Source organism: Streptomyces sp. CB02261 (genome assembly GCF_001905665.1).
Taxonomy (GTDB): domain Bacteria; phylum Actinomycetota; class Actinomycetes; order Streptomycetales; family Streptomycetaceae; genus Streptomyces.
In genome coordinates, this window is record NZ_LIVX01000003.1 from 52,284 (window position 1) to 75,298 (window position 23,015).

The window sequence follows — 23,015 nt, forward strand, 5'->3', positions numbered from 1 at the left end:
AGACCGGTGAGGCGGTACGTCAGGAGTTCACCGCTCCGCGGAGTTCGGCGACGTCGAGCTGCTCGGTCTCGTCGTGCGCGGTCAGGTCGATGACCTGGCCGACCGCCTGGGACGGCGCCGCGGCGCCGGGCTCCGAGGCGGGCCCGGGGGTGCCGGCCGGGCCGACCGGGGTGAGCAGCGGGGTGCCGAGCGCGGCCCGGTTCGCCAGGGCCTCTTCGAGGGCCTCCTCGCCCACGACGTCGGCGAGGTCCGTGTGCTGCACGGCCTCGATGGCCGCCGCCGCCTTCTGCGTACCGAAGAAGTCGAAGCCGCCCTCGGGGCGCGCGACGGGCCTGCGGGCCGCGTACGGGACGATCGCCGCGGCGGTCGGCACCGCCGGCACCCTGGCGGCGGGCGGAAGCGCGAGGGAGGGGGCGGCCGGGCGGGTGTGCTCGGTTCCGGCGGCCGCCGCGTGCTTCCCCTGCGGCTCCTCCGTCTCCAGGGCCCGCTCCGCGAGGTCACGCGCGCGGGCCGCCTCGGTGGTGCGGCGGGCCTGCTGGGCCGCGGCGTTGCGCGGGAGGTCGCGCAGCGCCTGGGCGGCGCGGCGGAAGGCCTCCGGGGTGGGCAGGGAGCCACCGGCGGTCAGCGCCTTGGCCGTCGCTCCCGGGGCCGAGCCGTCCGTCGCCCCGGTCGCCTCAAGGGCGAGGACGCGCCGGCCTTCCAGGGCGCTGGCCCGCTCGGTCTCGGCGGTGGCGTACCGGCGGAGCAGATCGGCGTGCTCGCCGCGCAGGCCGGCGAGCTCCACGCGCTTGGCGCGGAGCTTGGCGTCGAGCCGCGAGCGCAGCGCACGGGACTCCTCCAGGTCGGACTCCAGCTCGGCGAGCCGCTCCTCGGCCTTCCACTGGTCGGCGGTGCGGGCCCGGTCGAGCTCGGCGACCTTCAGACCGGCGCCACGGTCCCAACTGCGCATGAGGACGGCACCGGTGACGGCGGCGGCCGCCGCCGCGGCGGCGAGCAGCCGCACGACCACCAGATCGCCGGGCAGCCAGGAGGCCGCGGCGCACACGACCGCGGCGCCGGCGACCGCGGAGGGCGGCAGCAGCTTGTGCAGAGGCGGGGAATGGCGGTGGCGTCCACGTGGCATGGCCTGAAATTTACCGTGCGTAGGCGCCGTGTGGGGCGTCGGCCCGGCAATCTCTTGGCGACTTCTCGCCATGAGAAGTGGATATCCGCCGTTCCGGTTCCGTTTCGGGCCGACTCCCCTCCGTCGGCATCTACTTCTTGAGCAGCCCCTTCGCCGTCAGATAGTCCTTGGCGACGTCCTCCGGCTTCGCCCTCTCGGCGTCCACCTTGCGGTTGAGTTCGGCGAGATCCGCAGTGGTGAGGACCTTGGTGATCTTGTCGAGGGCGGCGGCTATCTCGGGGGAACCCGCGTCCTCGGCGTTCACCACGGGCAGCACGTTGTCGGCGTTCTGCAGCTTCTTGTCGTCATCGAGGAAGACGAGGCCGTAGCTGTCGATCGTGGCGTCCGTCGTGGTCGTCAGGACCAGCTGGTCCACCCCGTCCTTGACCGCCTGCTTGGCCTGCGGGGTGCCGACGCCCTTGGGGTCGATCCCGGTCACGTCGATCCCGTACGCCTTCTTCAGACCGGGCGCGCAGAACGGCCGTACCGCGCATTCGTCACCGGCGGCGATCTTCACCTTCAGCTTCGCCGCGCCGAGATCCGAAAGCGTCTTCAGCTTGTTCTTCTCGGCGAATTCCTTCGTCACCGCGAACGCGTTCTGATCGACCGCCTCACCGGCCGCGAGCACCTTCAGACCGCGCGGTTCGGCGAGCTTCCGCAGCGCCTCGACCGTGGCCGTCACGTCACCGGAGGCGACCGGCTTCTCCTCGGGCGCCTTCGGCCCGTTCACCTTCGCGTTGAGGAATTCCGCGATCGTCGCCGCGTATTCCGGCACGACGTCGATCTCGCCCTTCTCCAGGGAGGGTTCGTACAGCTCACGGTTCTTCACGGTGGTGATGGACACGGAGTATCCGGCGTCCCGCAGCGTCTGCGCGTACAGCTCGGCGAGGACCTTGGCCTCGGTGAACGCGGCCGCGCCGACCACCAGCGCGCCCTTCTTCCCCCCGCCGGGGAGCCCGGCGCTACCGGTCCCCTTGTCCTTGTCCTGCTCCAGGCTGTCACCGCCGCACGCGGCGAGCCCGACGGTCAGCGCCGCCGCACCCAGCACCGCGCCCGCGATACGCGAGACCCTGTTCACGAGATCACCCATCTCCAGTCAGCTTCCGATCGGTCTTTCACGTCGTCCGAGCAGGCGGTCCGCGCCCACGAGCAGGCCCTCCACCAGGAGGGCGAGCAGCGCCACGAGCACGGCGCCGGCCACGACCTGCGCGGTGTCGTACGTGGCGAAGCCGGCCGTGATGATCCGGCCGAGGCCTCCCTGGCCGACCATCGCCGCGATCGTCGCCGTGGCGACCACCTGCACCGCGGCCGAGCGCACCCCGGTCATCACCACCGGCCGGGCGAGCGGGAGTTCCACCCGCAGGAAGAGCTGACCGCCGGTCATCCCCATGCCCCGCGCGGCCCGCACCGCGGCCCGGTCCACCTCCCGCACCCCCACGTACGCGTTGGTGAGGAGCGGCGGTATCGCGAACAGCACGAGGGCCACCACGGTCGGCACGTATCCGGCGTTCCGCAGGGGGGACACCATGAACAGGGCCAGGACCGCGAAGACCGGGATGGCCCGCCCCACGTTCGACACGTTCACCGCGAGCGTCCCGCCCCGGCCGAGGTGGCCGAGCCACAGGCCCAGCGGCAGCGCGAGCGCCGCCGCGATCAGCAGCGCCGCCCCGCTCACGTACACGTGCTCGGCGAGCCGCCGCCCTATGCCCTCGTCGCCCGACCAGTGCGCGCCGGTGGTGAGCCAGCCCCAGGCCTCCGTCACGATGCCCATCTCACCCACCTCCCGGCGCGGTCCGTATCCGGGCCCACGGCGTCAACAGCCGCTGGAGGCCCAGGAGCAGCAGGTCGGCGGCGACGGCGAGGAGCACGCACAGCACCGAGGCGGCGAGCATCTGCGCCTTGAAGAAGGTGGGCAGGGCGTCCTCGATGAGATTGCCGAGGCCGCCGCGGCCCACCACCGAACCGACCGTCGTCAGCGCGATCGTGGACACCGTCGCCATCCGTATCCCCGCCATCAGCACCGGCAGCGCGAGCGGCAGTTCGACCTGGCAGAGCAGCCGCAGCGAGCCGTACCCCATGCCACGGGCGGCCTCCCGGGTCTCGGCGGGCACCGCCGCGAGACCCGCCAGCGTGTTCCGCACGAGGATCGTCAGCGCGTACAGCACGAGGCCGGTCACCACGAGCGCCGCCGACAGTCCGAAGAAGGGCAGCAGAAGGGAGAACATGGCGAGCGACGGCACCGTGTAGAGCAGGGTGGTGAGACCGAGGACCGGCCCCGCGAACCGTGGCCGCGCCCGGACGAGCAGCGCGAGCGGCACCGCCACGACCAGCGCGATCAGCACGGACACGACCGTGATCCCCACGTGCTGGAGGGTGGCGTCCGTCAACTCCCCGGCGCGCGTGCGCAGATACTCCCCGCAGATCCAGTCGTTCGTGACCAGACAGTTCGGCGCGCTCATCCGTCCCTCCCCCCGGTCGTCGACTTCCCGAACGCATGTATGACGACCCTAACCCCCGCCACCGACAATCCCGGATACCCACCACAAGGCGGCAACACGCCCTTCACACACCCCCGGCGTCCAGGGGCCAGAATGGGGAACCATGATCCGGTTCGAGCACGTGACCAAGCGGTACGCGGACGGCACCACCGCCGTGGACGACCTCTCCTTCGAGGTCGCCGAGGGCGAACTCGTCACCCTGGTGGGGCCCTCCGGCTGCGGCAAGACGACCACGATGATGATGGTGAACCGGCTCGTCGAGCCGACCTCCGGCCGCGTCCTCGTCGACGGCCGGGACGTCGCCGACGTCGACCCCGTCGCCCTGCGCCGCAAGATCGGCTACGTCATCCAGCAGGTCGGCCTCTTCCCCCACCGCACGGTCCTCGACAACACCGCGACCGTCCCCGCCCTCCTCGGCTGGAAGAAGGCCGCCGCACGCGCGCGTGCCGCCGAACTCCTCGACCTGGTCGGCCTCGACCCGGCCGTGTACGGCTCCCGCTACCCCGCCCAGCTCTCCGGCGGTCAGCGCCAGCGCGTCGGCGTCGCCCGCGCCCTCGCCGCCGATCCGCCCGTCCTCCTCATGGACGAGCCCTTCGGCGCCGTCGACCCCGTCGTCCGCGAGCGCCTCCAGAACGAGTTCCTCGCGCTCCAGGCCACCGTCCGCAAGACCGTCCTGCTCGTCACCCACGACATCGAGGAAGCCGTCCGCATGGGCGACCGGATGGCCGTCTACGGGCAGGGCCGCATCGAACAGTTCGACACACCCGCCACCGTCCTCGGCTCCCCCGCCACGCCGTACGTCGCGGACTTCGTCGGCAGCGACCGCGGCCTCAAGCGGCTCGCCGTCACCCCCGTGACCGAGGCCGACCTCGAACCCGTACCGCACGCGGGCCACGCCCTCCCGCAGGAGCCCGGCAGCCCGGACGGCGCCGCCCCCGAGAAGCCCGGCAGCCCGGACGGCGCCCCCGCGCCCGTACCCCTCGGGACCTCCCTCAAGGACGCCCTCGCCGTACTCCTCCAGCACGACACCGGCCGGCTCACCGTCACCGGGACCGACGGGCGCCCGCTCGGCGTCCTGACCCCGGCGGGCGTCCACCGGGCCCTGCGACGCGCCACCGCCGAGTAGACGTCACGTCGCGCTGAGCCTGGCGCCCATCCAGACCATCGCCGGCGGGATCTCCCGGTTCCACGTGTTGAAGTTGTGGCCACCGCTCTCCAACGTGATCGAGGAGACACGCGCCGCACCCTTCGCCTTCCCGATGAAGTCCAGCGTCGCCTTGCGGTTGCCCTCGCCCCGCTCCGACGTCGTCACCAGGAACGACGACTTCCCCCGCGGCAGACGCTCCAGGCTCCGCAGCAGGTCGGCCCGCTCGCGCAGCCGGTCGTCCCCGTGGAAGAGGTCACCCGTCGTCACGTCCTCCGCCGCCCGGTAGTACGCGGAGAACCCGGCCCCCGCCGCGAACCGGTCCGGGTGGTGCAGGGCGACCTTCAGCGCGCAGTAACCGCCCGTGGAGATCCCCATGAACCCCCAGTTCCGCGGCTTCGTCCCCACCCGGTACGTCTCCGACACCGCCTTCGGCAGGTCCTCGGCGAAGAAGGTCTCCGTCTGCGGACCCCCGGGCACGTCCACACACTCGGTGTCCCGGGGCGGCGCCACCGTCGGGCGCAGCATCACCAGGATCATCGGCTGCATCCGGCCCTCCTTCGCCTGGAGATACGCCGTCCTCGGGAACTTCAGCCCCTTGATGAGGTTCTCCGCCGTCCCCGGATACCCCGTGAGCACCACCGACGCCGGGAACGTGCGCTTCGCGTACCGCTCCTGGAAGTACTCCGGCGGCAGGTACACATAGGCCGGCGAGACGATCCCCGACCGCTCCCCCGCCACGACGACCTTCTGTATCTGCCCGCCGACCGCGGGACGCTTGCCGCCCGGCACGTCGACCGCCCGCGTCCCCACCACCCGCAGGTCCTTCGAACCGGCCGCGTGGTCGACGACCACCCCCATCTCCTGCTCCTGACCGAACAGATCGGCCCACGAGCCGTAGAAGAGGAACGACCGGTTCGCCGCCAGACCCACCGCCGCGAACAACGCCAACTGCGTCGCGAGCAGCAGCCCCACCCGCCCCACGTACGCCCGCCAGCCCCGGCGGGCGAGCCGCGGCCACAGCCAGACCGTGGCGAAGAACAACGCCACGGCCAGCGCGACCGCCACCACGAGGACTTTGTTGCTGGTGAGACCCATGGGACGACCGAGCCTTCTTTCCGAGAATTTCCTGTGAACGAATGAACCCGACTCCGCACGGCTCCGTCCTAGAAGGCGCACCAGCCGGAACGGCCCGCCGAACGCGCCGCGGGGCCCGACCGGAGTCAAAGACCCCTCGCTGGACCACGGGAAGTACGGGAAGCCATGTCTGACACGCTAGATGGGGACAAATCAGGAATGGTTCCGGTTCGGGTACGCCGGATTCTCCGCGGCCCCCGACCCGAGAAGGTCCCCGCACTCGTCGGCACGGCCTGCACCCTCATCGGCCTCATCGACATCGCCGCCGGCGTCTTCCCCCGCTTCCGCGCCAGCCGCATGCACGCCATCGCGGAAGTCCTCCCCGGCACCCTCGGCCCCCTCTCCGCCGCCCTCTCCCTCAGCGCAGGCGTCCTCCTCCTGCTCCTCGCCCACGGCCTCAAGCGCCACAAGCGCCGCGCCTGGCGCGCCGCCGTCGTCCTCCTCCCCCTCGGCGCCGCCGCCCAGTTCGTCTGGCGCCACTCCGTCCTCGGCGCCCTCCTCTCCCTCGTACTCCTCGCCCTCCTCCTGCGCCACCGAGCCGAATTCGCCGCCCTCCCCGACCCCCGCAGCCGCTGGCGCGCACTCGCCAACTTCGTCCTCATGGGCGGCGGATCCATCGCCCTCGGCCTCGTCATCGTCAGCGCCCACCCCCGCCGCGTCCTCGGCAGCCCCAGCCTCACCGACCGCCTCGAACACGTCCTCTACGGACTCTTCGGCGTCGAAGGCCCCGTCGGCTACAGCAACGGCGTGGACTGGACCGTCGGCTACTCCCTCGGCGCCCTCGGCATGCTCACCGCCCTCACCACCATCTACCTCGCCTTCCGCCCCGAGCACCCCGCCGCCCGCCTCACCGACGACGACGAACTCCGGCTCCGCGCCCTCCTCGCCCAGCACGGCGGCCGCGACTCCCTCGGCCACTTCGCCCTCCGCCGCGACAAGGGCGTCGTCTTCTCCCCCAGCGGAAAAGCCGCCGTCTGCTACCGCGTCGTCTCCGGCGTCATGCTCGCCAGCGGCGACCCCATCGGCGACGTCGAAGCCTGGCCCGGCGCCATCGAACGCTTCATGGACGAGGCCAAAGCCCACTCCTGGACCCCCGCCGTCATGGGCTGCTCCGAGACCGGCGGCCAGGTCTGGACCCGCGAAACCGGCCTCGACGCCCTCGAACTCGGCGACGAGGCCGTCGTCGACGTCCCGGACTTCTCCCTCTCCGGACGCGCCATGCGCAACGTCCGCCAGATGGTCAAACGCATCGAACGCAACGGCTACACCACCCAGGTCCGCCGCGTCCGCGACCTCGACGACGCCGAACTCGCACGCGTCCGCCGCGCCGCCGCCGACTGGCGCGGCACCGACACCGAGCGCGGCTTCTCCATGGCCCTCGGCCGCATCGGCGCCCCAGGCGACGGCGACGCCGTCATAGCCACCGCCCACAAACACGACCCCGACGGCGACCCCGCCGACTCCCCCTACGGCGACCTCAAGGCGATCATCCACTTCGTCCCCTGGGGCACCGACGGCATGTCCCTCGAACTCATGCGCCGCGACCGCTCCGCCGACCCCGGCATGAACGAGCTCCTCATCGTCGCCGCCCTCCAGGCCTCCCCCGCCCTCGGCATCACCCGCGTCTCCCTCAACTTCGCCATGTTCCGCTCCGCCCTCGCCCGCGGCGAGAAGATCGGCGCGGGACCCGTCCTACGGGTCTGGCGCGGACTCCTCGTCTTCCTCTCCCGCTGGTTCCAGATCGAGTCCCTCTACAAGTTCAACGCCAAGTTCCGGCCACGCTGGGAACCCCGCTTCGTCGTCTACCGCACCAGCCGCGACCTCCCCCGCATCGGCTTCGCCGCCATGCAGGCCGAAGGCTTCGTGAACCTCCCCCGGCCCCGCCCCTTCACCCGACGGCGCCCCGCCCCGGCCCCCCGGCCCTGCGCCCACATCGTCCCCGTATCCGCCGAACGCGAGATCCGCGCGGCCTGATCTCGCCCCCGGGCCCTACGCTGGACACATGAGTACGACGATCGACCGGGGCACCGCCCGGGGCCTGCCGGAGTGGGACCGCTGCGCGGTCATGGGCGTGGTCAACGTGACGCCCGACTCCTTCTCCGACGGCGGCCGCTGGTTCGACACCACGGCCGCCGTCAAACACGGCCTCGACCTCGTCTCCGAGGGCGCCGACCTCATCGACGTCGGCGGCGAGTCCACCCGCCCCGGCGCCACCCGCGTCGACGAGGACGAAGAGCTCCGCCGCGTCGTCCCCGTCGTCCGCGGCCTCGCCGCCGAAGGCGTCACCGTCTCCGTCGACACCATGCGCGCAGGCGTCGCCGCCCGCGCCGTCGACGCCGGCGCCGTCCTCGTCAACGACGTCAGCGGCGGCCTCGCCGACCCCGGGATGATCCCCGCCGTCGCCGCCGCCGAAGTCCCCTTCGTCGTCATGCACTGGCGCGGATTCAGCCAGAACATGAACAGCCTCGCCGTCTACGACGACGTCGTCACCGAAGTCGTCGGCGAACTCCGCACCCGCCTGGAAGCCGTCGTCGACGGCGGGATCGACCCCGAACGCATCGTCGTCGACCCCGGCCTCGGCTTCGCCAAGCTCGCCCCCCACGACCTCGCCCTCGTCGCCCACCTCCCCGAACTCCGCGCCCTCGGCCGCCCCCTCCTCGTCGCCGCCTCCCGCAAACGCTTCCTCGGCCACGTCCTCGCCCGCGAAGGCGCCGGACCACCGCCCGCACGCGAACGCGACGCCGCCACCGCCGCCGTCTCCGCCCTCGCCGCCCACGCGGGCGCGTGGGCCGTCCGCGTCCACGAGGTCAGGGCCACCGCCGACGCCGTACGCGTCGCCCGGGCCGTCGAGGGAGCCGCATGAGCCCCGCGGACTGGGACGACGACGACACCGGACCCGCCGCGGAACCCCTGAACGGCCGCAGCGCCGACGCAGCAGCCGTGGAAGCCGCCAACACCGCCTTCTACGAAGCCATGGAGACCGGCGACTTCGAAGGCGTCGCCGACCACTGGCTCGACGACGGCGCCACCCCCATCACCTGCGTCCACCCCGGCTGGCCCGTCCTCACCGGCCGCGGCGAGGTCCTCCGCTCGTACGCGCTGATCATGGCGAACACCGAGTACATCCAGTTCTTCCTCACCGACCTCAAGATCTCCCTCGCCGGCAGCACCGCCGTCGTCACCTGCACCGAGAACATCCTCAGCGGCGGCCCCGCCGAGGACGGCGCCGCCCTCGGCCCCCTCGTCGGCCAGCTCGTCGTCGCCACCAACGTGTTCCGCCACACACCCGACGGCTGGAAGATCTGGTCCCACCACGCCTCCCCCGTCCTCACCGAGACCGAGGGAACCGAGGACGACGAGCCCGGCACGGACGGCACCGAACCACCCTCCTGAGCCACCCCCGGCCCCCCACGGGCAAGCGCTGTCGGTCCCCGCAGGTAGATTCGACACTGGACACCCGGCCGTCCGCACCCGGCTGCGTGACCACCCGAACTACGACAGCAGGAGTGATTCGCGTGGATCGTGTCGCGCTGCGCGGCCTCAAGGCCCGGGGCCACCACGGCGTCTTCCCCAAGGAGCGCGAGGAGGGCCAGACCTTCATCGTGGACCTGGTCCTCGGCCTGGACACCCGCCCGGCGGCCGCCGACGACGACCTGACGAAGACCGTGCACTACGGAATCGTCGCCGAAGAGGTCGTCGACGTCGTCCAGGGCGAGCCCGTCGACCTCATCGAAACCCTCGCCGAACGGATCGCGCAGCGATGCCTCGGCCACGACGGGGTACAGGAGGTGGAAGTCGTCGTCCACAAGCCGGACGCACCCATCACCGTGCCCTTCGACGACGTGACCGTCACGATCACCCGGAGCCGACGATGAAGCCGACGCAGAGCGACCCCACCGTGCAGCCCGTACCGGCCGCCGTCGTCGAGACCGTCGACGCCGCCGACGTCACCCTGTCGAACCCCCGCTGGGCCGTCGTCGCCCTCGGCGCCAACCTCGGCAACCGCCTGGAGACCCTCCAGGGCGCCGTGGACGCCCTCGCGGACACCCCCGGCCTCCGGGTCAAGGCCGTCTCCCCCGTCTACGAGACCGAGCCCTGGGGCGTCGACCCCGACACCCAGCCCTCGTACCTCAACGCCGTCGCGCTCGTGAAGACGACCCTGCCGCCCTCCTCCCTCCTGGAGCGGGCCCACGCCGTCGAGGAGGCCTTCCACCGCGTCCGCGAGGAGCGCTGGGGCGCCCGCACCATCGACGTCGACATCGTCGCCTACGCCGACGTCGTCTCCGAGGACCCCGTCCTCACCCTCCCGCACCCCCGCGCCCACCAGCGCGCCTTCGTCCTCGCCCCCTGGCACGACGTCGACCCCGAGGCCCAGATCTCCGGCCACGGCACCGTCGCCGCGCTCCTCGCCGCCGTCGGCAGCGAAGGCGTCACCCGCCGCGCCGACCTGGAACTCCGTCTGCCCGAGTAGTCGTTACGCTTCGTGGCAGACCGCCCACGACCACGACCGACGACCACGTGAAGGACACCCGGTGAAACAACTGCGGCTGAAGGTGCTCGCCGGACTCTTCGTCGTCGCCGGCATCATCTCCTGGGGCGCGGCCCGCCTCTGGGACTCGGTCGGCACCCTCCCCAGCGTGCCGATCGCCGCGCCCATCGTCCTCGCCGCGATCGCGGCCGTCCTCACGGCGACCGCCCTCTCGATCCGCAGCCGCCTCAGGGCCCAGCGCGACCGCCGCCCGGGCGCCAAGGGCGTCGAACCCCTGATGGCGGCCCGCGCGGTGGTCTTCGGCCAGGCGAGCGCCCTGGTCGCCGCCCTCGTCGCCGGCATGTACGGCGGCGTCGGCGTCTTCCTCCTCGCCTCCCTCGACGTCCCGGCCCGCCGCGACCAGGCCCTCTACGCGGCCTTCTCGGTCCTGGCCGGCATCGGCGTCATCGCGGCCGCCCTCTTCCTGGAGCGGGTCTGCCGCCTCCCGGAGGACGACGACGAAAGCCGCGCCCCGGCCGCGTAGCCCGCCCTACCAGGGCTCCCGCACGAGGTGCCCGTTGACCAGGAACGTCGGGTACGGGGCCAGCCGGTAGCCGTAGAAGGTGAAGGGCTTGGCGCCGAGAGCGGGCCGGGGACGGACTTCCTGGACCTCGATCCAGGAGGACTCGGGCGGGTCGATGGGGTGGTGCTCGGGGGCGAAGGTGCCCCGGCTCTCCCAGCGGTCGGAGACACACAGCTGGGAGGCTGTTCCTCGCTTCGACGGCGTGAAGCGTGCCCCGATGACGGGAGCAAGATCGGCCAGGAATCCCACATTCGCGCTCACGATCATCCGCGCCGGCCAGCGCTTGATACGACAGCCGTCGCCTTCGATGTATCCGTCGAGGAAGCCGCGGAACGTGTCGAGGTCGCGCAGGACCACCCGCGGGAATCGCTGCCGCATGTGGTGGGCGTCTCCGCCGACGTAGTGACGCAGGGCATCCGCGAGGTACGAGGAGACGACCCGTACGCGGAAACCAGGCAGGTCCCGCTTCAGATAGCCAGACGGCCGAGTCACCGCCTCCAGGCGGGCAGACAGACCGGTGCATGCCGTCAGCGCGGCAGCGTATCGGGACGCGAAAGTCTCCTCGTTGACCACCAGCGACACGTAGTTCTTCCCCACCGTGCCGTCGGCGCAAGTGGCGCCGACGAAGTAGCCGAACTCGTACCCCGGCCGGATGGTCAATCGCTCCCGGCACAGCTTCCGCGCATGCGTCCAGGCGATCGTCGTCCCCGCCGCGTCCCCCGCGTGGGTCCAGCCGTCCGGTGTGTCCAGCAGCAGATCAGGGCTGACGGTGAAGGTCATACGGTCCGTGACCACGTCGACAGCGGCACGTGCTTTCACCGCCGTCACGCCCACGACCGTGGTCTGTACCGTCCGGTCTCCGTCCAGCGTCCACATCGCGCTGCCAGGCGTTACGTTCTTCGCCTGCACGCAGCCGTCCACCAGGTTCACCAGCATCTTGCTGGTCGGCCCGTACCCCATACCGATCCCCCTTGATCAGTGATCAACTCCATTGATCGGGGACGGTATGGAGCAAGGCGGACAGCCCGCTACTAACGGGCCAATATCAGGGACATGGCCTCGGCGCGGGTAGTAGCGTCGCGAAGTTGACCACGTACTGCCGAGGTGGTCGTCTTCGCACCCGGCTTTCGGATACCGCGTAGCGACATGCACATGTGCTCCGCCTCGATGACGACGATCGCGCCGCGCGCCTCAAGGATCTTCATCAGCGAATCGGCGACCTGCGTCGTCAGGCGCTCCTGGACCTGCGGGCGCCGCGCGAAGACGTCGACGAGCCGCGCCAGCTTCGAGAGCCCGGTGATCTTGCCGCTTTCCGCCGGAATGTAGCCGACGTGGGCCACACCGTGGAACGGCAGCAAATGATGTTCACAGAAGCTAACGAGTTCAATGTCCTTAACGAGGACCATTTCATCGTGGCCCAGGTCAAAAGTCGTGGTCAGGACATCCTCGGGTTCCTGCCGCATCCCTGACAGAAGCTCCCTGTATGCACGTGCAACGCGTGCAGGAGTCTGCTGCAAACCCTCGCGGTCCGGGTCCTCGCCGACCGCGATGAGGAGCTCCCGTACGGCGTTCTCGGCGCGCTTCTCGTCGAAGTCGCCGATCCTGCCCTCGCCGTCCAGCGTCACCGGGTCGGTCATCCTGTGCCTCGTTCCGTCTGACTGTGTAAGCGCGAAAGAGCCGCGCCCCCACAGGCTAGAACCTGTGGGGGCGCGGCATCCATTCCGGGGTGGGGACCTCAGTCCTCCGGAGTGTCCACCGGGGCGATCTCGATGCCCTTCGTGGTGTCGACCGCGGGGGTCGCCGTGCCGTTCGCCGTGTTCGTCAGTGCGAGCTCCTTGGGGGAGAGCACCGGCGGACGCGTGGAGGGCGTGCGGCGGGAGGAGCCGGTCCAGGCCGGGCGGGCCGGGCGCTTGACGATGGTGGAGAAGATCTCGGCGATCTCCTCCTTGCCCAGCGTCTCCTTCTCCAGGAGGGCGAGGACCAGGTTGTCGAGGACGTCGCGGTTCTCGACGAGGATCTCCCAGGCCTCGTTGTGCGCGGTCTCGATGAGCTTCTTGACCTCTTCGTCGACCAGCGCCGCGACCTCTTCCGAGTAGTCGCGCTGGTGCGCCATCTCACGGCCGAGGAACGGCTCGGTGTTGTCGCCGCCGAACTTGATGGCGCCGAGACGCTCGGTCATGCCGTACTGCGTGACCATCGCGCGGGCCGTGGCGGTGGCCTTCTCGATGTCATTCGCCGCGCCCGTGGTCGGGTCGTGGAAGACGAGCTCCTCGGCCGCGCGGCCGCCCAGCATGTAGGCCAGCTGGTCGAGCATCTCGTTGCGGGTGGTGGAGTACTTGTCCTCGTCCGGCAGGACCATCGTGTAGCCCAGGGCGCGGCCGCGGGACAGGATGGTGATCTTGTGGACGGGGTCCGAGTTCGGGGAGGCCGCCGCGACCAGGGCGTGTCCGCCCTCGTGGTACGCGGTGATCTTCTTCTCCTTGTCCGACATGATCCGGGTCCGCTTCTGCGGTCCCGCGACCACGCGGTCGATCGCCTCGTCCAGAGCGTGGTTGTCGATCAGCTTCTGGTCGCTGCGGGCGGTGAGGAGCGCCGCCTCGTTGAGGACGTTGGAGAGGTCCGCGCCGGTGAAGCCGGGGGTGCGTCGGGCGACGGCGCCGAGGTCGACGTCCGGGGCGACCGGCTTGCCCTTCTGGTGGACCTTGAGGATCTCCAGGCGGCCCTGCATGTCCGGGCGGTCGACGGCGATCTGCCGGTCGAAGCGGCCGGGGCGGAGCAGTGCCGGGTCGAGGATGTCGGGGCGGTTGGTCGCCGCGATGAGGATGACGCCGCCCTTGACGTCGAAGCCGTCCATCTCGACGAGCAGCTGGTTGAGGGTCTGCTCGCGCTCGTCGTGGCCGCCGCCGAGGCCGGCGCCGCGGTGGCGTCCGACGGCGTCGATCTCGTCGACGAAGACGATGGCGGGCGCGTTGGCCTTGGCCTGCTCGAACAGGTCGCGGACCCGGGAGGCGCCGACGCCGACGAACATCTCGACGAAGTCGGAGCCGGAGATCGAGTAGAACGGCACGCCGGCCTCGCCGGCGACGGCGCGCGCGAGGAGCGTCTTGCCGGTGCCGGGCGGGCCGTAGAGCAGGACGCCCTTGGGGATCTTGGCGCCGACGGCCTGGAACTTGGCGGGTTCCTGGAGGAATTCCTTGATCTCGTGGAGTTCCTCGACGGCCTCGTCCGAGCCGGCGACGTCGGCGAAGGTGGTCTTCGGCGTGTCCTTGGTGATGAGCTTGGCCTTGGACTTGCCGAACTGCATGACGCGGGAGCCGCCGCCCTGCATCTGGTTCATCAGGAAGAGGAAGACGACCACGATGAGGACGAAGGGGAGGAGGGAGAGCAGGATCGAGACGAAGGGCGACTGCTTCGTCGGGGAGACGGTGTAGCCCTTCTCGATCTGCCCGGCCTCGAACTTCTCCTGCAGCTTGTCGGCGAGGTCGACGCCCTGGCTGCCGATGTAGCTCGCCTGGACCTTGCTGCTCTTGTCGATCTTCTGGCCGTCGATGAGCTCGATCTTGACGATCTGCTCGTCGCCGGTGGTGATCTTTGCCTGCTTGACCTGGTTCTTGTCGATCGCCTGGACGACCTTGCCGGTGTCCACCGTCTTGTAGCCCTCGGACGAGCCGACGACCTGCATCAGCACGACCACGGCGAGGACGGCCAGCACGATCCACATGACCGGCCCACGGAAGTATCGCTTCACGTCCATCCATACGGAGCGAGAACGCTCCGTCCCTCCTGCCCGTAGGAAAATGCTGCTGTGAGTGCTGCTATGTGAAAAAGCTGTTCTTCGGACGGTACCTCAGCATCGTCGCCCGCGACCGCCTTCCCGTGGTTCAACGGAGGGAAGGCGGTCGGGGTTCCCCGTACGGCCGGAGGTTCAGCCGCCGTAGACGTGCGGGGCGAGCGTGCCGACGAACGGAAGGTTCCGGTACTTCTCGGCGTAGTCGAGGCCGTAGCCGACGACGAACTCGTTGGGGATGTCGAAGCCGATCCACTTGACGTCGATCGCGACCTTGGCGGCCTCGGGCTTGCGCAGGAGCGTGCACACCTCGAGGGAGGCGGGCTCGCGCGAGCCGAGGTTCGAAAGGAGCCAGGACAGGGTCAGGCCGGAGTCGATGATGTCCTCGACGATCAGGACGTGCTTGCCCTTGATGTCGGTGTCGAGGTCCTTGAGGATCCGGACGACGCCCGAGGACTGGGTGCCGGCGCCGTAGGAGGAGACGGCCATCCAGTCCATGGTGACGGGGGTGGAAAGGGCGCGAGCCAGATCCGCCATCACCATCACGGCGCCCTTGAGGACTCCGACGATGAGCAGGTCCTTGCCCGCGTATTCCGCGTCGATCTTCGCGGCCAGCTCTGCCAGCTTGGCGTCGATCTCTTCCTTGGTGATGAGCACCGACTTGAGGTCGGTGCCCATGTCCTTCTCGTTCACCCGGGTCACTTTCGTTGCAGCGTGCGTCAACCTTGCCGGATGACCAGTCTGCCACCCTGGCGGCGGGCTTCGACGCGGCCGGGCAGGTTGATGGCGCCCTGGCCCCGCCAGCCGGTGATGAGCCGGTCGACTTCTTCGATGTGCCGGGCGAAGAGGGAGCCGGCGGGTGCGCCCTCGGCGATGACGGCGCGGCGCAGGACGCGGCGGCGTACGGCGGGGGGCAGTCCGTGGAGCTTGGCGCATTCGAGGGCGCCCGCCTCGTCGCGTACGGCGGTCTCGGCGTCGGCGGCCCAGGTGTCGAGGGCGTCGGCGTCGTCGCGGGAGAGCTGGGCCGTCCGGGCGAGGGCTTCGACGACGCCTTTGCCGAGGGCCTTCTCGAGGGCGGGGAGGCCTTCGTGGCGGAGCCGGGAGCGGGTGTAGGCGGGGTCGGTGTTGTGGGGGTCGTCCCAGACGGCGAGTTCTTGTGCGACGCAGGCCTTGCGGACGGTCTGGCGGTCGAGCTGGAGGAAGGGGCGCCGGTAGCGGCCGGCGGCGCCGGAGATGGCGGCCATGCCGGAGAGCGAGCGGATGCCGGAGCCGCGGGCGAGTCCGAGCAGCACGGTCTCGGCCTGGTCGTCGCGGGTGTGGCCGAGGAGGATCGCGGCGGCTCCGTGGCGCTCGGCGGCGGCGTCGAGGGCCGCGTAGCGGGCGTCGCGTGCGGCGGCTTCGGGTCCTCCTTCGCGGCCGACGGTGACGGCGACGGCCTCGGCGGGGGTGAGGCCGAGGGCGGTCATGCGGTCGACGACCTCGTCGGCGCGGGTGTCGGAGCCGTGCTGGAGTCCGTGGTCGACGGTGATGCCGCCGGCGCGCACGGGCAGTTTGCGGGCCTCGAAGGCGAGGGCGGAGGCGAGCGCCATGGAGTCGGCGCCTCCGGAGCAGGCGACGAGCACGAGCGGGGCTTGTGCGTCGCGTGCGGGGGCGGGGTCGGTCTGGTGCTCGGTGAGGACGTCGTGGAGTACGCGGCGGACCGCCAGGCGTATCGCCGCGACCGCAGGATGGGGACCCATGTCCGGTGCCCTTCGTGATGGGGTGGGGTGCCTCGGTCGGAGTCTTAACGGTCGGAAAGGGGGGTTCGGTCACTCAGAGTGCGTCGATGGTGACAGAAACCCGGCCGTTACCCGAGCATTGCACGCCTCACCCCATGCCCAGGGTCCCTCGGATGGGTGATTGGTGAGGTGTTCTGACGTGTTCCTGTGCCGTCTGCCGCACCTGTCTCAGGAGTCTGCCCTACGGTGCACCCTCGCGATCCAGTCGGCGGGGGCGGCGATCTCGGACTTGGTGGGGAGCGTGTTGGGGGAGGTCCAGACGCGGTTGAAGCCGTCCATGCCGACCTCGTCGACGACGGCCCGTACGAAGCGTTCGCCGTCGCGGTACTGGCGGAGTTTGGCGTCGAGGCCGAGGAGCTTGCGCAGGGCGAGGTCGAGGCGGGAGGCGCCGCGGGCGCGTCGTGCCTGGAACTTCTCGCGGATCTCGGCGACGGAGGGCACGACCTGGGGGCCGACGCCGTCCATGACGTAGTCGGCGTGGCCTTCGAGGAGGGACATGACGGCGGTGAGGCGGCCGAGGATCTCGCGCTGTTCGGGGGTCTGGACGAGTTCGACGAAGGAGGGGGAGGGTTCGCCCTCCTCTCCTTCGGGGCGGCCGCCGGCGAGGGTCTGGACGGCTTCGCGGAGGCGTTCGACGACGGTGCCGGGGTCGACGTCGGTGGCGGAGAGAAACGACTGGATCTCGCCCTGGAGGTGGTCGCGGAGCCAGGGGACGCCGGTGAACTGGGTGCGGTGGGTCTCCTCGTGGAGGCAGACCCAGAGGCGGAAGTCGTGCGGGTCGACTTCGAGTTCGCGTTCGACGTGGACGATGTTGGGCGCGACGAGGAGGAGGCGTCCGCCGCCGTTCGCGCCGGTGGGGAGGTCGCGGCCGGCGGGGGCGAAGGTCTCGTACTGGCCGAGGATGCGGGAGGCGAGGAACGACAGGAGCATGCCGAGTTCGACGCCGGTGACCTTGCCGCCGACGGCGCCGAGGACGGCGCTGCCGGGGGTGGCGGAGCGGCGCTCCTGCATCTTGCCGAGGAGCGGGGTGAGGAGTTCGCGGAAGCCGGCGACGTTGGCCTTGATCCAGCCGGCCCGGTCGACGACGAGGACGGGGGTGTCCTGGGGTTCGTGGCCCTCGGGGATCATCCGGGTGTAGGCGCGGACGTGTTCCTCGGAGGCTTTGGCGTGCCTGCGGAGTTCGGCGACGACCTCGCGGGCCTCGTCGCGGCTGACTTCGGGTCCGGGCCGCACGAGGCGGGTCGCGGTCGCGACCGCGAGGTTCCAGTCGACCATCCCGGATGTGCCTGCGCCACCGATGCTCGTCATGCGTCAACCGTACGGTCTCGGCGCCTGTTCGGTGAGGGTTCGGGGCGGGTCGGGGTGGGCCGGGGTGTGGGGCGGGGGTGGTCCGGCGGGTGGTCAGCGCTGTCCGGCGAGGGCGGCGGAGAGCCGGTCGAGGGCGGGCTGGGCCTCGTACGGGGAGAGGGTGCTGCCGGCGAGGAACGCGAAGGCGAGGAGGCGTCCGTCGGGGGTGACGACGGTCCCGGCGAGGGTGTTGACGCCGGTGAGGGTGCCGGTCTTGGCGCGGACGAGTCCGGCGCCGGCGGTGGCGGGGGCGGTGTCGAAGCGGTCGGCGAGGGTGCCGGTGAAGGCGCCGACGGGGAGTCCGGTGAGGAGGGGGCGCAGGGCGGGGTGCGCGGGGTCGGCCGCTCGGGTGAGGAGGGCGGTGAGGAGGGCGGCGGAGGCGCGGTCGCGGCGGTCGAGTCCGCTGCCGTCGGCGAAGCGGGCTCCGGTGACGGGGAGGCCGAGGCGGGTGAGTTCGTCGTGTACGGCGCGGGCGGCGCCGTCGAAGCTCGCGGGCTGCTTGCGGGCGAGGGCGGTCTGCCGGGCGAGGGCTTCGGCGAGGTCGTTGTCGCTGTGGGTGAGGGTGCGCTCGACGAGGTCGGCGAGGGGGGCGGAGTACGTACGGGCGAGGGGGGTGGTCTTGGGGGTGCGGCCGGGGGTCGGGTCGCCGGTGACCTGGGTGCCGGCCTGGGTGAGGAAGTCGGCGAAGGTGCGTGCGGTGTCGCCCGCCGGGTCGGCGGTGCGGGGGGCGGGGCCGCTGTCGCTGTCGTCGAGGCGTCCGGCGCGGGTCATGAGGGCGACGACGGGGGCGAGGTTCTCGTTGGGGCCGATGGGGTGGAGCGTGGGGCCCGGGTAGAGGCTCGTGTCGTAGGTGAGGCGTACGGAGGTGCGGCCGCGTGCGGTGAGGGCGCGGGCGGTGTCGGTGGCGAGGGCCTTCAGGCGGGCCGGGTCGAGGGTGGGGTCGCCGCCGCCGGTGAGGGTGACGGTGGTGCCGTCGGGGGTGGCGGTGACGGTGGTGGGGATGCGGTGGTCGGGGCCGAGGGCGGAGAGCGCGGCGGCGGCGGTGGCGATCTTGACGGTGGAGGCGGGGGTCATGGGGGTGCGGGCGCCTTCGCCGTACAGCTGTCTGCCGGTGGCGGTGTCGACGACGGAGGCGGTGCGGAGGGGGCCGAGGCCGGGGTCGGCGAGGAGCGGTACGAGGACGGCGGCGAGGTCCTCCGTGGGGCGCCCGGCGGGGGCGGGGGCGTGGAGGGCGGGGAGGACGCCGGGGGCGCTGGGGGCGGGGGCGGGGCGCCGGGGTGCGGCGGGGGNGGGGGCGGGCGGCGGGGCGTGATGTGCGCCACCCGTCGCCGGGGCGGCGGCGCGGGCCCGCTCGGCCGTACGCTGACCGGAGTCCCACGGGCCGGCCGCGGTCACCGCCACGGCGGCCAGGGCCAGTCCGAGGGCGGCGGAGCCCGCCGTGAGCTGCCACATCCTCGGCTCGGGCATTGCTGACCAGCCCCTTTCGCGATCACACACATGCGTGAGGGACACTTAATCACCGCGCGTCGTCGCGAGCATTCACTTGTGTTGATTCAGGAGGAGCCACCCGTGGAGTTCGACGTTCTCATCGAGATCCCGAAGGGATCGCGGAACAAGTACGAGGTCGACCACGAGACGGGTCGCATCCGTCTGGACCGTCGCCTCTTCACGTCGACGGCCTACCCGACCGACTACGGCTACGTCGAGAACACCCTGGGTGAGGACGGCGACCCGCTGGACGCGCTCGTCATCCTCGACGAGCCCACGTTCCCGGGCTGCCTGATCAAGTGCCGCGCCATCGGCATGTTCCGTATGACGGACGAGGCGGGCGGCGACGACAAGCTGCTGTGCGTCCCGGCGACGGACCCGCGCATGGAGCACCTGCGGGACATCCACCACGTGGCCGAGTTCGACCGCCTGGAGATCCAGCACTTCTTCGAGGTCTACAAGGACCTGGAGCCGGGCAAGTCGGTCGAGGGCGCCGACTGGGTCGGTCGCGCCGAGGCCGAGGAAGAGATCGAGAAGTCGTACGCGCGCGCCAAGGAGCAGGGCGGCCACTGAGCCCCCGGTTCTGTCGATCGCGTGAAGGCGGTGCACCTGTGGGGTGCACCGCCTTTCGCGTGTCTGTCGCACACTCATACTGGAATGCACGGTTCCTGGAGAGAGAGCGAGGCGGGCAGAGTGGTGGCGGAGCCGAACGGCTCGAGGGGGAATCCGGACGACGCTCCGGAGGACCGTAAGCCGCAGTCGGACGAGGCGCGGAGCGCGTTCGTCCCGCCTGCGGGGGTGGAGCAGCCCACGCCGCCGGAGGAGGAGCATCCGACCTCCGAGTTCGCTCTTCCCGCCGGGTTCACCGCGGAGCCGCCGGCCGAGCAGGAGGGGTCGGCGTTCGCGACGCCGGCGACCTATTCGGCGAAGAGCTCGCCGCCCGCGTTCACCCCGGCGTACGGGGTGCCGTTGGTGCGGCTGTCGAAGGACGCGCCGTGGCAGGACCGGATGCGGACCATGCTGCGGCTGCCGGTGGGCGAGCGGCCGGTGCCGGAGGCGGCGCGCAAGGAGGACGAGGCCGGTCCCTCGGTGCCGCGTGTGCTCGACCTGACGCTGCGTATCGGGGAGCTGCTGCTCGCGGGCGGGGAGGGCGCGGAGGACGTCGAGGCGGCGATGTTCGCGATCTGCCGCTCGTACGGTCTGGACCGGGTCGAGCCGACGGTGACGTTCACGCTGTTGTCCGTCACGTACCAGCCGTCGCTCGTGGACGATCCGATCACGGCGAACCGGACGGTACGGCGTCGGGGGACGGACTACACGCGGCTCGCGGCGGTGTACACGCTGCTCGCCGATCTCAACGCGCGGGCGCACGAGGTGACGACGGAGGAGGCGTACCGGCGGCTCGCGGAGATCCGGCGGAACCGGCATCCGTATCCGGGGTGGGTCCTGACGTCGGCGGCGGGGGTGCTGGCGGGTGCGGCCTCGGTGCTGCTGGGCGGTGGTCTGACGGTCTTCCTGGTGGCCGCGCTGGGCGCGGTGCTCGGTGACCGGCTGGCGTGGCTGTGCGCGGGGCGTGGGCTGCCGGAGTTCTACCAGTTCCTGGTGGCGGCGATGCCGCCGGCGGCGATGGGTGTGCTGCTGACGATGCTGCACGCGGATCTGCGGCCGTCGGCGGTGATCACGGGTGGTCTGTTCGCGCTGATTCCGGGGCGGGCGCTCGTGGCGGCGGTGCAGGACGGTCTGACCGGTTTCTACATCACGGCCTCGGCGCGGCTCCTGGAGGTGGCGTACTTCTTCGTCGCGATCGTGGTGGGCGTGCTGTCGGTGCTGTACATCGCCGTGCAGTTCGACGCGCAGCTCAATCCCGAGGGGGCGCTGCAGGCGGAGGAGCGGCCGGTGGTCCAGATCCTGGCGTCGATGGTGCTGTGCGCGACCTTCGCGATCCTGTTGCAGCAGTCGCGGGCGACGGTGCTGTTCGCGACGCTGAACGGCGGGGTGGCGTGGGTGATCTACGCGTCGATCGCGGTGACGGCGGAGGGGTCGACGGTGATGGCGACGGCGGTGGCGGCGGGTCTGGTGGGGCTCTTCGGGCAGTTGATCGCCCGCTACGAGCACACCTCGTCGCTGCCGTACGTGACGGCGGCGATCGGGCCGCTGCTGCCCGGTTCGGCGACGTACTTCGGGGTGCTGGCGATCGCCCAGAACAATCTGGACCAGGGTTTCGCGTCGCTGGCGAAGGCGGCGGCGCTCGCTCTGGCGATCGCGATCGGGGTGAACCTGGGAGGCGAGCTGGCCCGTCTCTTCATGCAGGCCCCGGGCGCGGCGGCGGCGCGGCGCGCCGCGAAGCGCACCCGGGGGTTCTGACCTCGGTCGCGCCGGGGGTCAGCGCTTGGCGTGGCGGCCGCGGGGGTTCGGGGCGCCGGGGGCGTCGTGGTCGCTGCCGTCGGCCTGCGCCTTCTTGGACTGGGAGCGGGCGCGGAGGAACTCGATCACGATCGGGATCACGGAGATCAGGACGATCCCGACGAGGATCATCTCGATGTGCTTGTGCACGAAGTCGATCTTGCCGAGGGAGGCGCCGAGCAGGGTCACGCCGGCGCCCCACAGGACTCCGCCGATGATGTTGAACGTGATGAACGAGCGGTAGTTCATCCGGCTGACGCCCGCGATGATCGGCGTGAACGTCCGCACGATGGGGACGAAGCGGGCCAGGATGAGCGACTTCGGGCCGTGCTTCTCGAAGAACTCGTGGGCCTTCTCGACGTTCTCCTGCTTGAAGAGCCTGGAGTCGGGGCGCTTGAAGAGGGCGGGGCCCACCTTGCGGCCGAAGAGGTAGCCGACCTGGTCGCCGATGATCGCGGCGGCCACCACCAGGGTGCAGACCACCCACAGCGGCGAGTCGAGCTTTCCGGTGGTGACCAGGAGGCCCGTGGTGAAGAGCAGCGAGTCGCCGGGCAGGAAGAACCCGATGAGGAGTCCGGACTCGGCGAAGACGATGACGAGGACACCGATCAGACCAAAGGTCTGGATCAGATAGTCAGGGTCCAGCCAGCTCGGTCCGAGGGCAAGCGTGTTCACGGGTTCCGGGCTCCTGCGGTCGGTGGGGGCATGGGGGACGGCTGGCCCCAAGCTATCAACGCGGGGCGGACGCGACCGGTTCCACCCGGGGCCCACGGGATGCGGAGACGGGGCGCGGCCCTGAGGCTGGGGGGTCAGGAGGTGTATGCCGATGGGCATCGAGGAGTACGGAGGCGGTCAGGGACCGCACCCCGACGTGCTGGTCGTGACGACGAACGACGTGCCGGGCTTTGAAGTGCGGCAGGTGATCGGTGAGGTCTTCGGGCTCACCGTCCGGTCCCGCCATCTGGGCAGTCAGATCGGCGCGGGTCTGAAGTCGATGATCGGCGGGGAGCTGAGGGGTCTGACGAAGACCCTCGTGCAGACCCGCAACCAGGCGATGGAACGTCTGGTGGAGCAGGCGCAGTCGCGCGGGGCGAACGCCGTGCTGATGTTCCGCTTCGACGTGACGGAGGCGGCGGACGTGGGCACGGAGGTGTGCGCGTACGGCACGGCGGTGGTGATCGCGCCTCGGGCGTGAGGCCGGGGGCGTGTACCGCACGGGG

At 71.2% G+C, this 23,015-nt stretch carries 23 protein-coding genes and 1 pseudogene; 10 read left to right on the forward strand and 14 right to left on the reverse strand.

Annotated features, from left to right (window positions below; all coding sequences use genetic code 11):
- Positions 1-19: 19 nt before the first annotated feature.
- The 4 genes from AMK29_RS10380 to AMK29_RS10395 all read right to left on the reverse strand — a co-directional run bounded on the left by AMK29_RS10380 (position 20) and on the right by AMK29_RS10395 (position 3,621).
- Positions 20-1,123, reverse strand: coding sequence for a hypothetical protein (locus tag AMK29_RS10380; RefSeq protein ID WP_073810927.1), 1,104 nt, complete (start codon positions 1,121-1,123; stop codon positions 20-22).
- A gap of 130 nt (positions 1,124-1,253) precedes the next feature.
- Positions 1,254-2,252 carry an ABC transporter substrate-binding protein gene (locus AMK29_RS10385; protein ID WP_073810930.1) on the reverse strand — a complete coding sequence of 333 codons (999 nt, stop codon included), beginning with the start codon at positions 2,250-2,252 and terminating at the stop codon, positions 1,254-1,256.
- 6 nt (positions 2,253-2,258) lie between these two features.
- Positions 2,259-2,933 (reverse strand): ABC transporter permease, encoded by a 675-nt coding sequence (locus AMK29_RS10390; RefSeq protein ID WP_073810932.1) that lies wholly within the window; start codon positions 2,931-2,933, stop codon positions 2,259-2,261.
- A 1-nt stretch (position 2,934) separates the two neighbouring features.
- On the reverse strand, positions 2,935-3,621 hold the full coding sequence (locus AMK29_RS10395; protein WP_073810934.1) for an ABC transporter permease: 687 nt from the start codon (positions 3,619-3,621) through the stop codon (positions 2,935-2,937).
- Between the two features lie 142 nt (positions 3,622-3,763).
- Here AMK29_RS10395 and AMK29_RS10400 point away from each other — a divergent pair, with 142 nt between their 5' ends.
- A complete protein-coding gene (locus AMK29_RS10400; RefSeq protein WP_073810935.1) occupies positions 3,764-4,786 on the forward strand; it encodes an ABC transporter ATP-binding protein in 1,023 nt (340 codons plus the stop codon).
- 3 nt (positions 4,787-4,789) lie between these two features.
- Here the strand turns inward: AMK29_RS10400 and AMK29_RS10405 are convergent, their stop codons facing one another.
- The gene (locus AMK29_RS10405) at positions 4,790-5,902 is read right to left on the reverse strand and encodes an alpha/beta hydrolase (RefSeq protein ID WP_073810936.1); all 1,113 of its coding nucleotides are present in this window, start codon (positions 5,900-5,902) and stop codon (positions 4,790-4,792) included.
- 165 nt (positions 5,903-6,067) lie between these two features.
- Between AMK29_RS10405 and AMK29_RS10410 the strand changes: the two genes are divergently transcribed.
- The 6 genes from AMK29_RS10410 to AMK29_RS10435 all read left to right on the forward strand — a co-directional run bounded on the left by AMK29_RS10410 (position 6,068) and on the right by AMK29_RS10435 (position 10,953).
- Positions 6,068-7,915, forward strand: a complete 1,848-nt coding sequence (locus tag AMK29_RS10410; RefSeq protein WP_198942214.1) for a phosphatidylglycerol lysyltransferase domain-containing protein — start codon at positions 6,068-6,070, stop codon at positions 7,913-7,915.
- 28 nt (positions 7,916-7,943) lie between these two features.
- Positions 7,944-8,804 (forward strand): dihydropteroate synthase, encoded by an 861-nt coding sequence (gene folP, locus AMK29_RS10415; RefSeq protein WP_073810939.1) that lies wholly within the window; start codon positions 7,944-7,946, stop codon positions 8,802-8,804.
- Positions 8,805-8,914: 110 nt separating this feature from the next.
- Complete coding sequence (locus AMK29_RS10420) at positions 8,915-9,334, forward strand: nuclear transport factor 2 family protein (protein WP_241845317.1); 420 nt, start codon at positions 8,915-8,917, stop codon at positions 9,332-9,334.
- 122 nt (positions 9,335-9,456) lie between these two features.
- Positions 9,457-9,816, forward strand: coding sequence for a dihydroneopterin aldolase (gene folB, locus AMK29_RS10425; protein ID WP_073810940.1), 360 nt, complete (start codon positions 9,457-9,459; stop codon positions 9,814-9,816).
- Positions 9,813-10,412, forward strand: a complete 600-nt coding sequence (gene folK / locus AMK29_RS10430) for a 2-amino-4-hydroxy-6-hydroxymethyldihydropteridine diphosphokinase (RefSeq protein ID WP_073810943.1) — start codon at positions 9,813-9,815, stop codon at positions 10,410-10,412. Before folB ends, folK begins: the two co-directional genes overlap by 4 nt.
- Positions 10,413-10,473: 61 nt before the next feature.
- Positions 10,474-10,953 carry a DUF3180 domain-containing protein gene (locus AMK29_RS10435; RefSeq protein ID WP_073810946.1) on the forward strand — a complete coding sequence of 160 codons (480 nt, stop codon included), beginning with the start codon at positions 10,474-10,476 and terminating at the stop codon, positions 10,951-10,953.
- A gap of 6 nt (positions 10,954-10,959) precedes the next feature.
- Here AMK29_RS10435 and AMK29_RS10440 read toward each other — a convergent pair whose 3' ends face one another.
- The 8 genes and pseudogenes from AMK29_RS10440 to AMK29_RS37010 all read right to left on the reverse strand — a co-directional run.
- Positions 10,960-11,952, reverse strand: a complete 993-nt coding sequence (locus AMK29_RS10440; protein ID WP_241845266.1) for a hypothetical protein — start codon at positions 11,950-11,952, stop codon at positions 10,960-10,962.
- Positions 11,953-12,023: 71 nt separating this feature from the next.
- A complete protein-coding gene (gene folE / locus AMK29_RS10445; RefSeq protein ID WP_073810948.1) occupies positions 12,024-12,629 on the reverse strand; it encodes a GTP cyclohydrolase I FolE in 606 nt (201 codons plus the stop codon).
- Positions 12,630-12,727: 98 nt separating this feature from the next.
- Positions 12,728-14,746: an ATP-dependent zinc metalloprotease FtsH gene (ftsH, locus tag AMK29_RS10450; RefSeq protein ID WP_073810951.1), complete on the reverse strand. Its 2,019-nt coding sequence runs from the start codon at positions 14,744-14,746 to the stop codon at positions 12,728-12,730.
- A 171-nt stretch (positions 14,747-14,917) separates the two neighbouring features.
- On the reverse strand, positions 14,918-15,457 hold the full coding sequence (hpt, locus tag AMK29_RS10455; protein WP_064067358.1) for a hypoxanthine phosphoribosyltransferase: 540 nt from the start codon (positions 15,455-15,457) through the stop codon (positions 14,918-14,920).
- A 41-nt stretch (positions 15,458-15,498) separates the two neighbouring features.
- Positions 15,499-16,518 (reverse strand): tRNA lysidine(34) synthetase TilS, encoded by a 1,020-nt coding sequence (tilS, locus tag AMK29_RS10460; RefSeq protein ID WP_073810953.1) that lies wholly within the window; start codon positions 16,516-16,518, stop codon positions 15,499-15,501.
- Between the two features lie 207 nt (positions 16,519-16,725).
- Positions 16,726-17,865: a zinc-dependent metalloprotease gene (locus AMK29_RS10465; RefSeq protein WP_073810956.1), complete on the reverse strand. Its 1,140-nt coding sequence runs from the start codon at positions 17,863-17,865 to the stop codon at positions 16,726-16,728.
- 93 nt (positions 17,866-17,958) lie between these two features.
- Positions 17,959-19,193: D-alanyl-D-alanine carboxypeptidase/D-alanyl-D-alanine endopeptidase (gene dacB, locus AMK29_RS10470; protein WP_241845268.1), on the reverse strand; the 1,235-nt coding region annotated here is incomplete at its 5' end.
- 1 nt (position 19,194) lies between these two features.
- Positions 19,195-19,371, reverse strand: a pseudogene (locus tag AMK29_RS37010) (D-alanyl-D-alanine carboxypeptidase/D-alanyl-D-alanine endopeptidase); the annotation flags it as partial.
- 102 nt (positions 19,372-19,473) lie between these two features.
- On the opposite strand from AMK29_RS37010, the gene AMK29_RS10475 reads away from it, so the two are divergent.
- Both AMK29_RS10475 and AMK29_RS10480 read left to right on the forward strand, forming a co-directional pair.
- Positions 19,474-19,965, forward strand: coding sequence for an inorganic diphosphatase (locus AMK29_RS10475; RefSeq protein ID WP_024758444.1), 492 nt, complete (start codon positions 19,474-19,476; stop codon positions 19,963-19,965).
- Positions 19,966-20,085: 120 nt separating this feature from the next.
- Positions 20,086-21,756, forward strand: coding sequence for a threonine/serine ThrE exporter family protein (locus AMK29_RS10480; protein ID WP_073810961.1), 1,671 nt, complete (start codon positions 20,086-20,088; stop codon positions 21,754-21,756).
- A gap of 18 nt (positions 21,757-21,774) precedes the next feature.
- Here the strand turns inward: AMK29_RS10480 and AMK29_RS10485 are convergent, their stop codons facing one another.
- Positions 21,775-22,470, reverse strand: coding sequence for a DedA family protein (locus tag AMK29_RS10485; protein ID WP_073810964.1), 696 nt, complete (start codon positions 22,468-22,470; stop codon positions 21,775-21,777).
- A gap of 151 nt (positions 22,471-22,621) precedes the next feature.
- On the opposite strand from AMK29_RS10485, the gene AMK29_RS10490 reads away from it, so the two are divergent.
- On the forward strand, positions 22,622-22,990 hold the full coding sequence (locus tag AMK29_RS10490) for a YbjQ family protein (RefSeq protein WP_073810967.1): 369 nt from the start codon (positions 22,622-22,624) through the stop codon (positions 22,988-22,990).
- Positions 22,991-23,015: the final 25 nt, after the last annotated feature.

Coding starts and splice junctions, on each gene's coding strand:
- hpt (WP_064067358.1), bottom strand. CDS start 15,457: ATGGGCACCGACCTCAAGTCGGTGCTCATCACCAAGGAAGAGATCGAC.
- folE (WP_073810948.1), bottom strand. CDS start 12,629: ATGACCGACCCGGTGACGCTGGACGGCGAGGGCAGGATCGGCGACTTC.
- AMK29_RS10395 (WP_073810934.1), bottom strand. CDS start 3,621: ATGAGCGCGCCGAACTGTCTGGTCACGAACGACTGGATCTGCGGGGAG.
- AMK29_RS10440 (WP_241845266.1), bottom strand. CDS start 11,952: ATGGGGTACGGGCCGACCAGCAAGATGCTGGTGAACCTGGTGGACGGC.
- AMK29_RS10465 (WP_073810956.1), bottom strand. CDS start 17,865: ATGACGAGCATCGGTGGCGCAGGCACATCCGGGATGGTCGACTGGAAC.
- AMK29_RS10410 (WP_198942214.1), top strand. CDS start 6,068: ATGTCTGACACGCTAGATGGGGACAAATCAGGAATGGTTCCGGTTCGG.
- AMK29_RS10420 (WP_241845317.1), top strand. CDS start 8,915: ATGGAGACCGGCGACTTCGAAGGCGTCGCCGACCACTGGCTCGACGAC.
- ftsH (WP_073810951.1), bottom strand. CDS start 14,746: ATGGACGTGAAGCGATACTTCCGTGGGCCGGTCATGTGGATCGTGCTG.
- AMK29_RS10390 (WP_073810932.1), bottom strand. CDS start 2,933: ATGGGCATCGTGACGGAGGCCTGGGGCTGGCTCACCACCGGCGCGCAC.
- folP (WP_073810939.1), top strand. CDS start 7,944: ATGAGTACGACGATCGACCGGGGCACCGCCCGGGGCCTGCCGGAGTGG.
- AMK29_RS10380 (WP_073810927.1), bottom strand. CDS start 1,123: ATGCCACGTGGACGCCACCGCCATTCCCCGCCTCTGCACAAGCTGCTG.
- folK (WP_073810943.1), top strand. CDS start 9,813: ATGAAGCCGACGCAGAGCGACCCCACCGTGCAGCCCGTACCGGCCGCC.
- AMK29_RS10400 (WP_073810935.1), top strand. CDS start 3,764: ATGATCCGGTTCGAGCACGTGACCAAGCGGTACGCGGACGGCACCACC.
- AMK29_RS10405 (WP_073810936.1), bottom strand. CDS start 5,902: ATGGGTCTCACCAGCAACAAAGTCCTCGTGGTGGCGGTCGCGCTGGCC.
- tilS (WP_073810953.1), bottom strand. CDS start 16,518: ATGGGTCCCCATCCTGCGGTCGCGGCGATACGCCTGGCGGTCCGCCGC.
- AMK29_RS10385 (WP_073810930.1), bottom strand. CDS start 2,252: ATGGGTGATCTCGTGAACAGGGTCTCGCGTATCGCGGGCGCGGTGCTG.
- AMK29_RS10490 (WP_073810967.1), top strand. CDS start 22,622: ATGGGCATCGAGGAGTACGGAGGCGGTCAGGGACCGCACCCCGACGTG.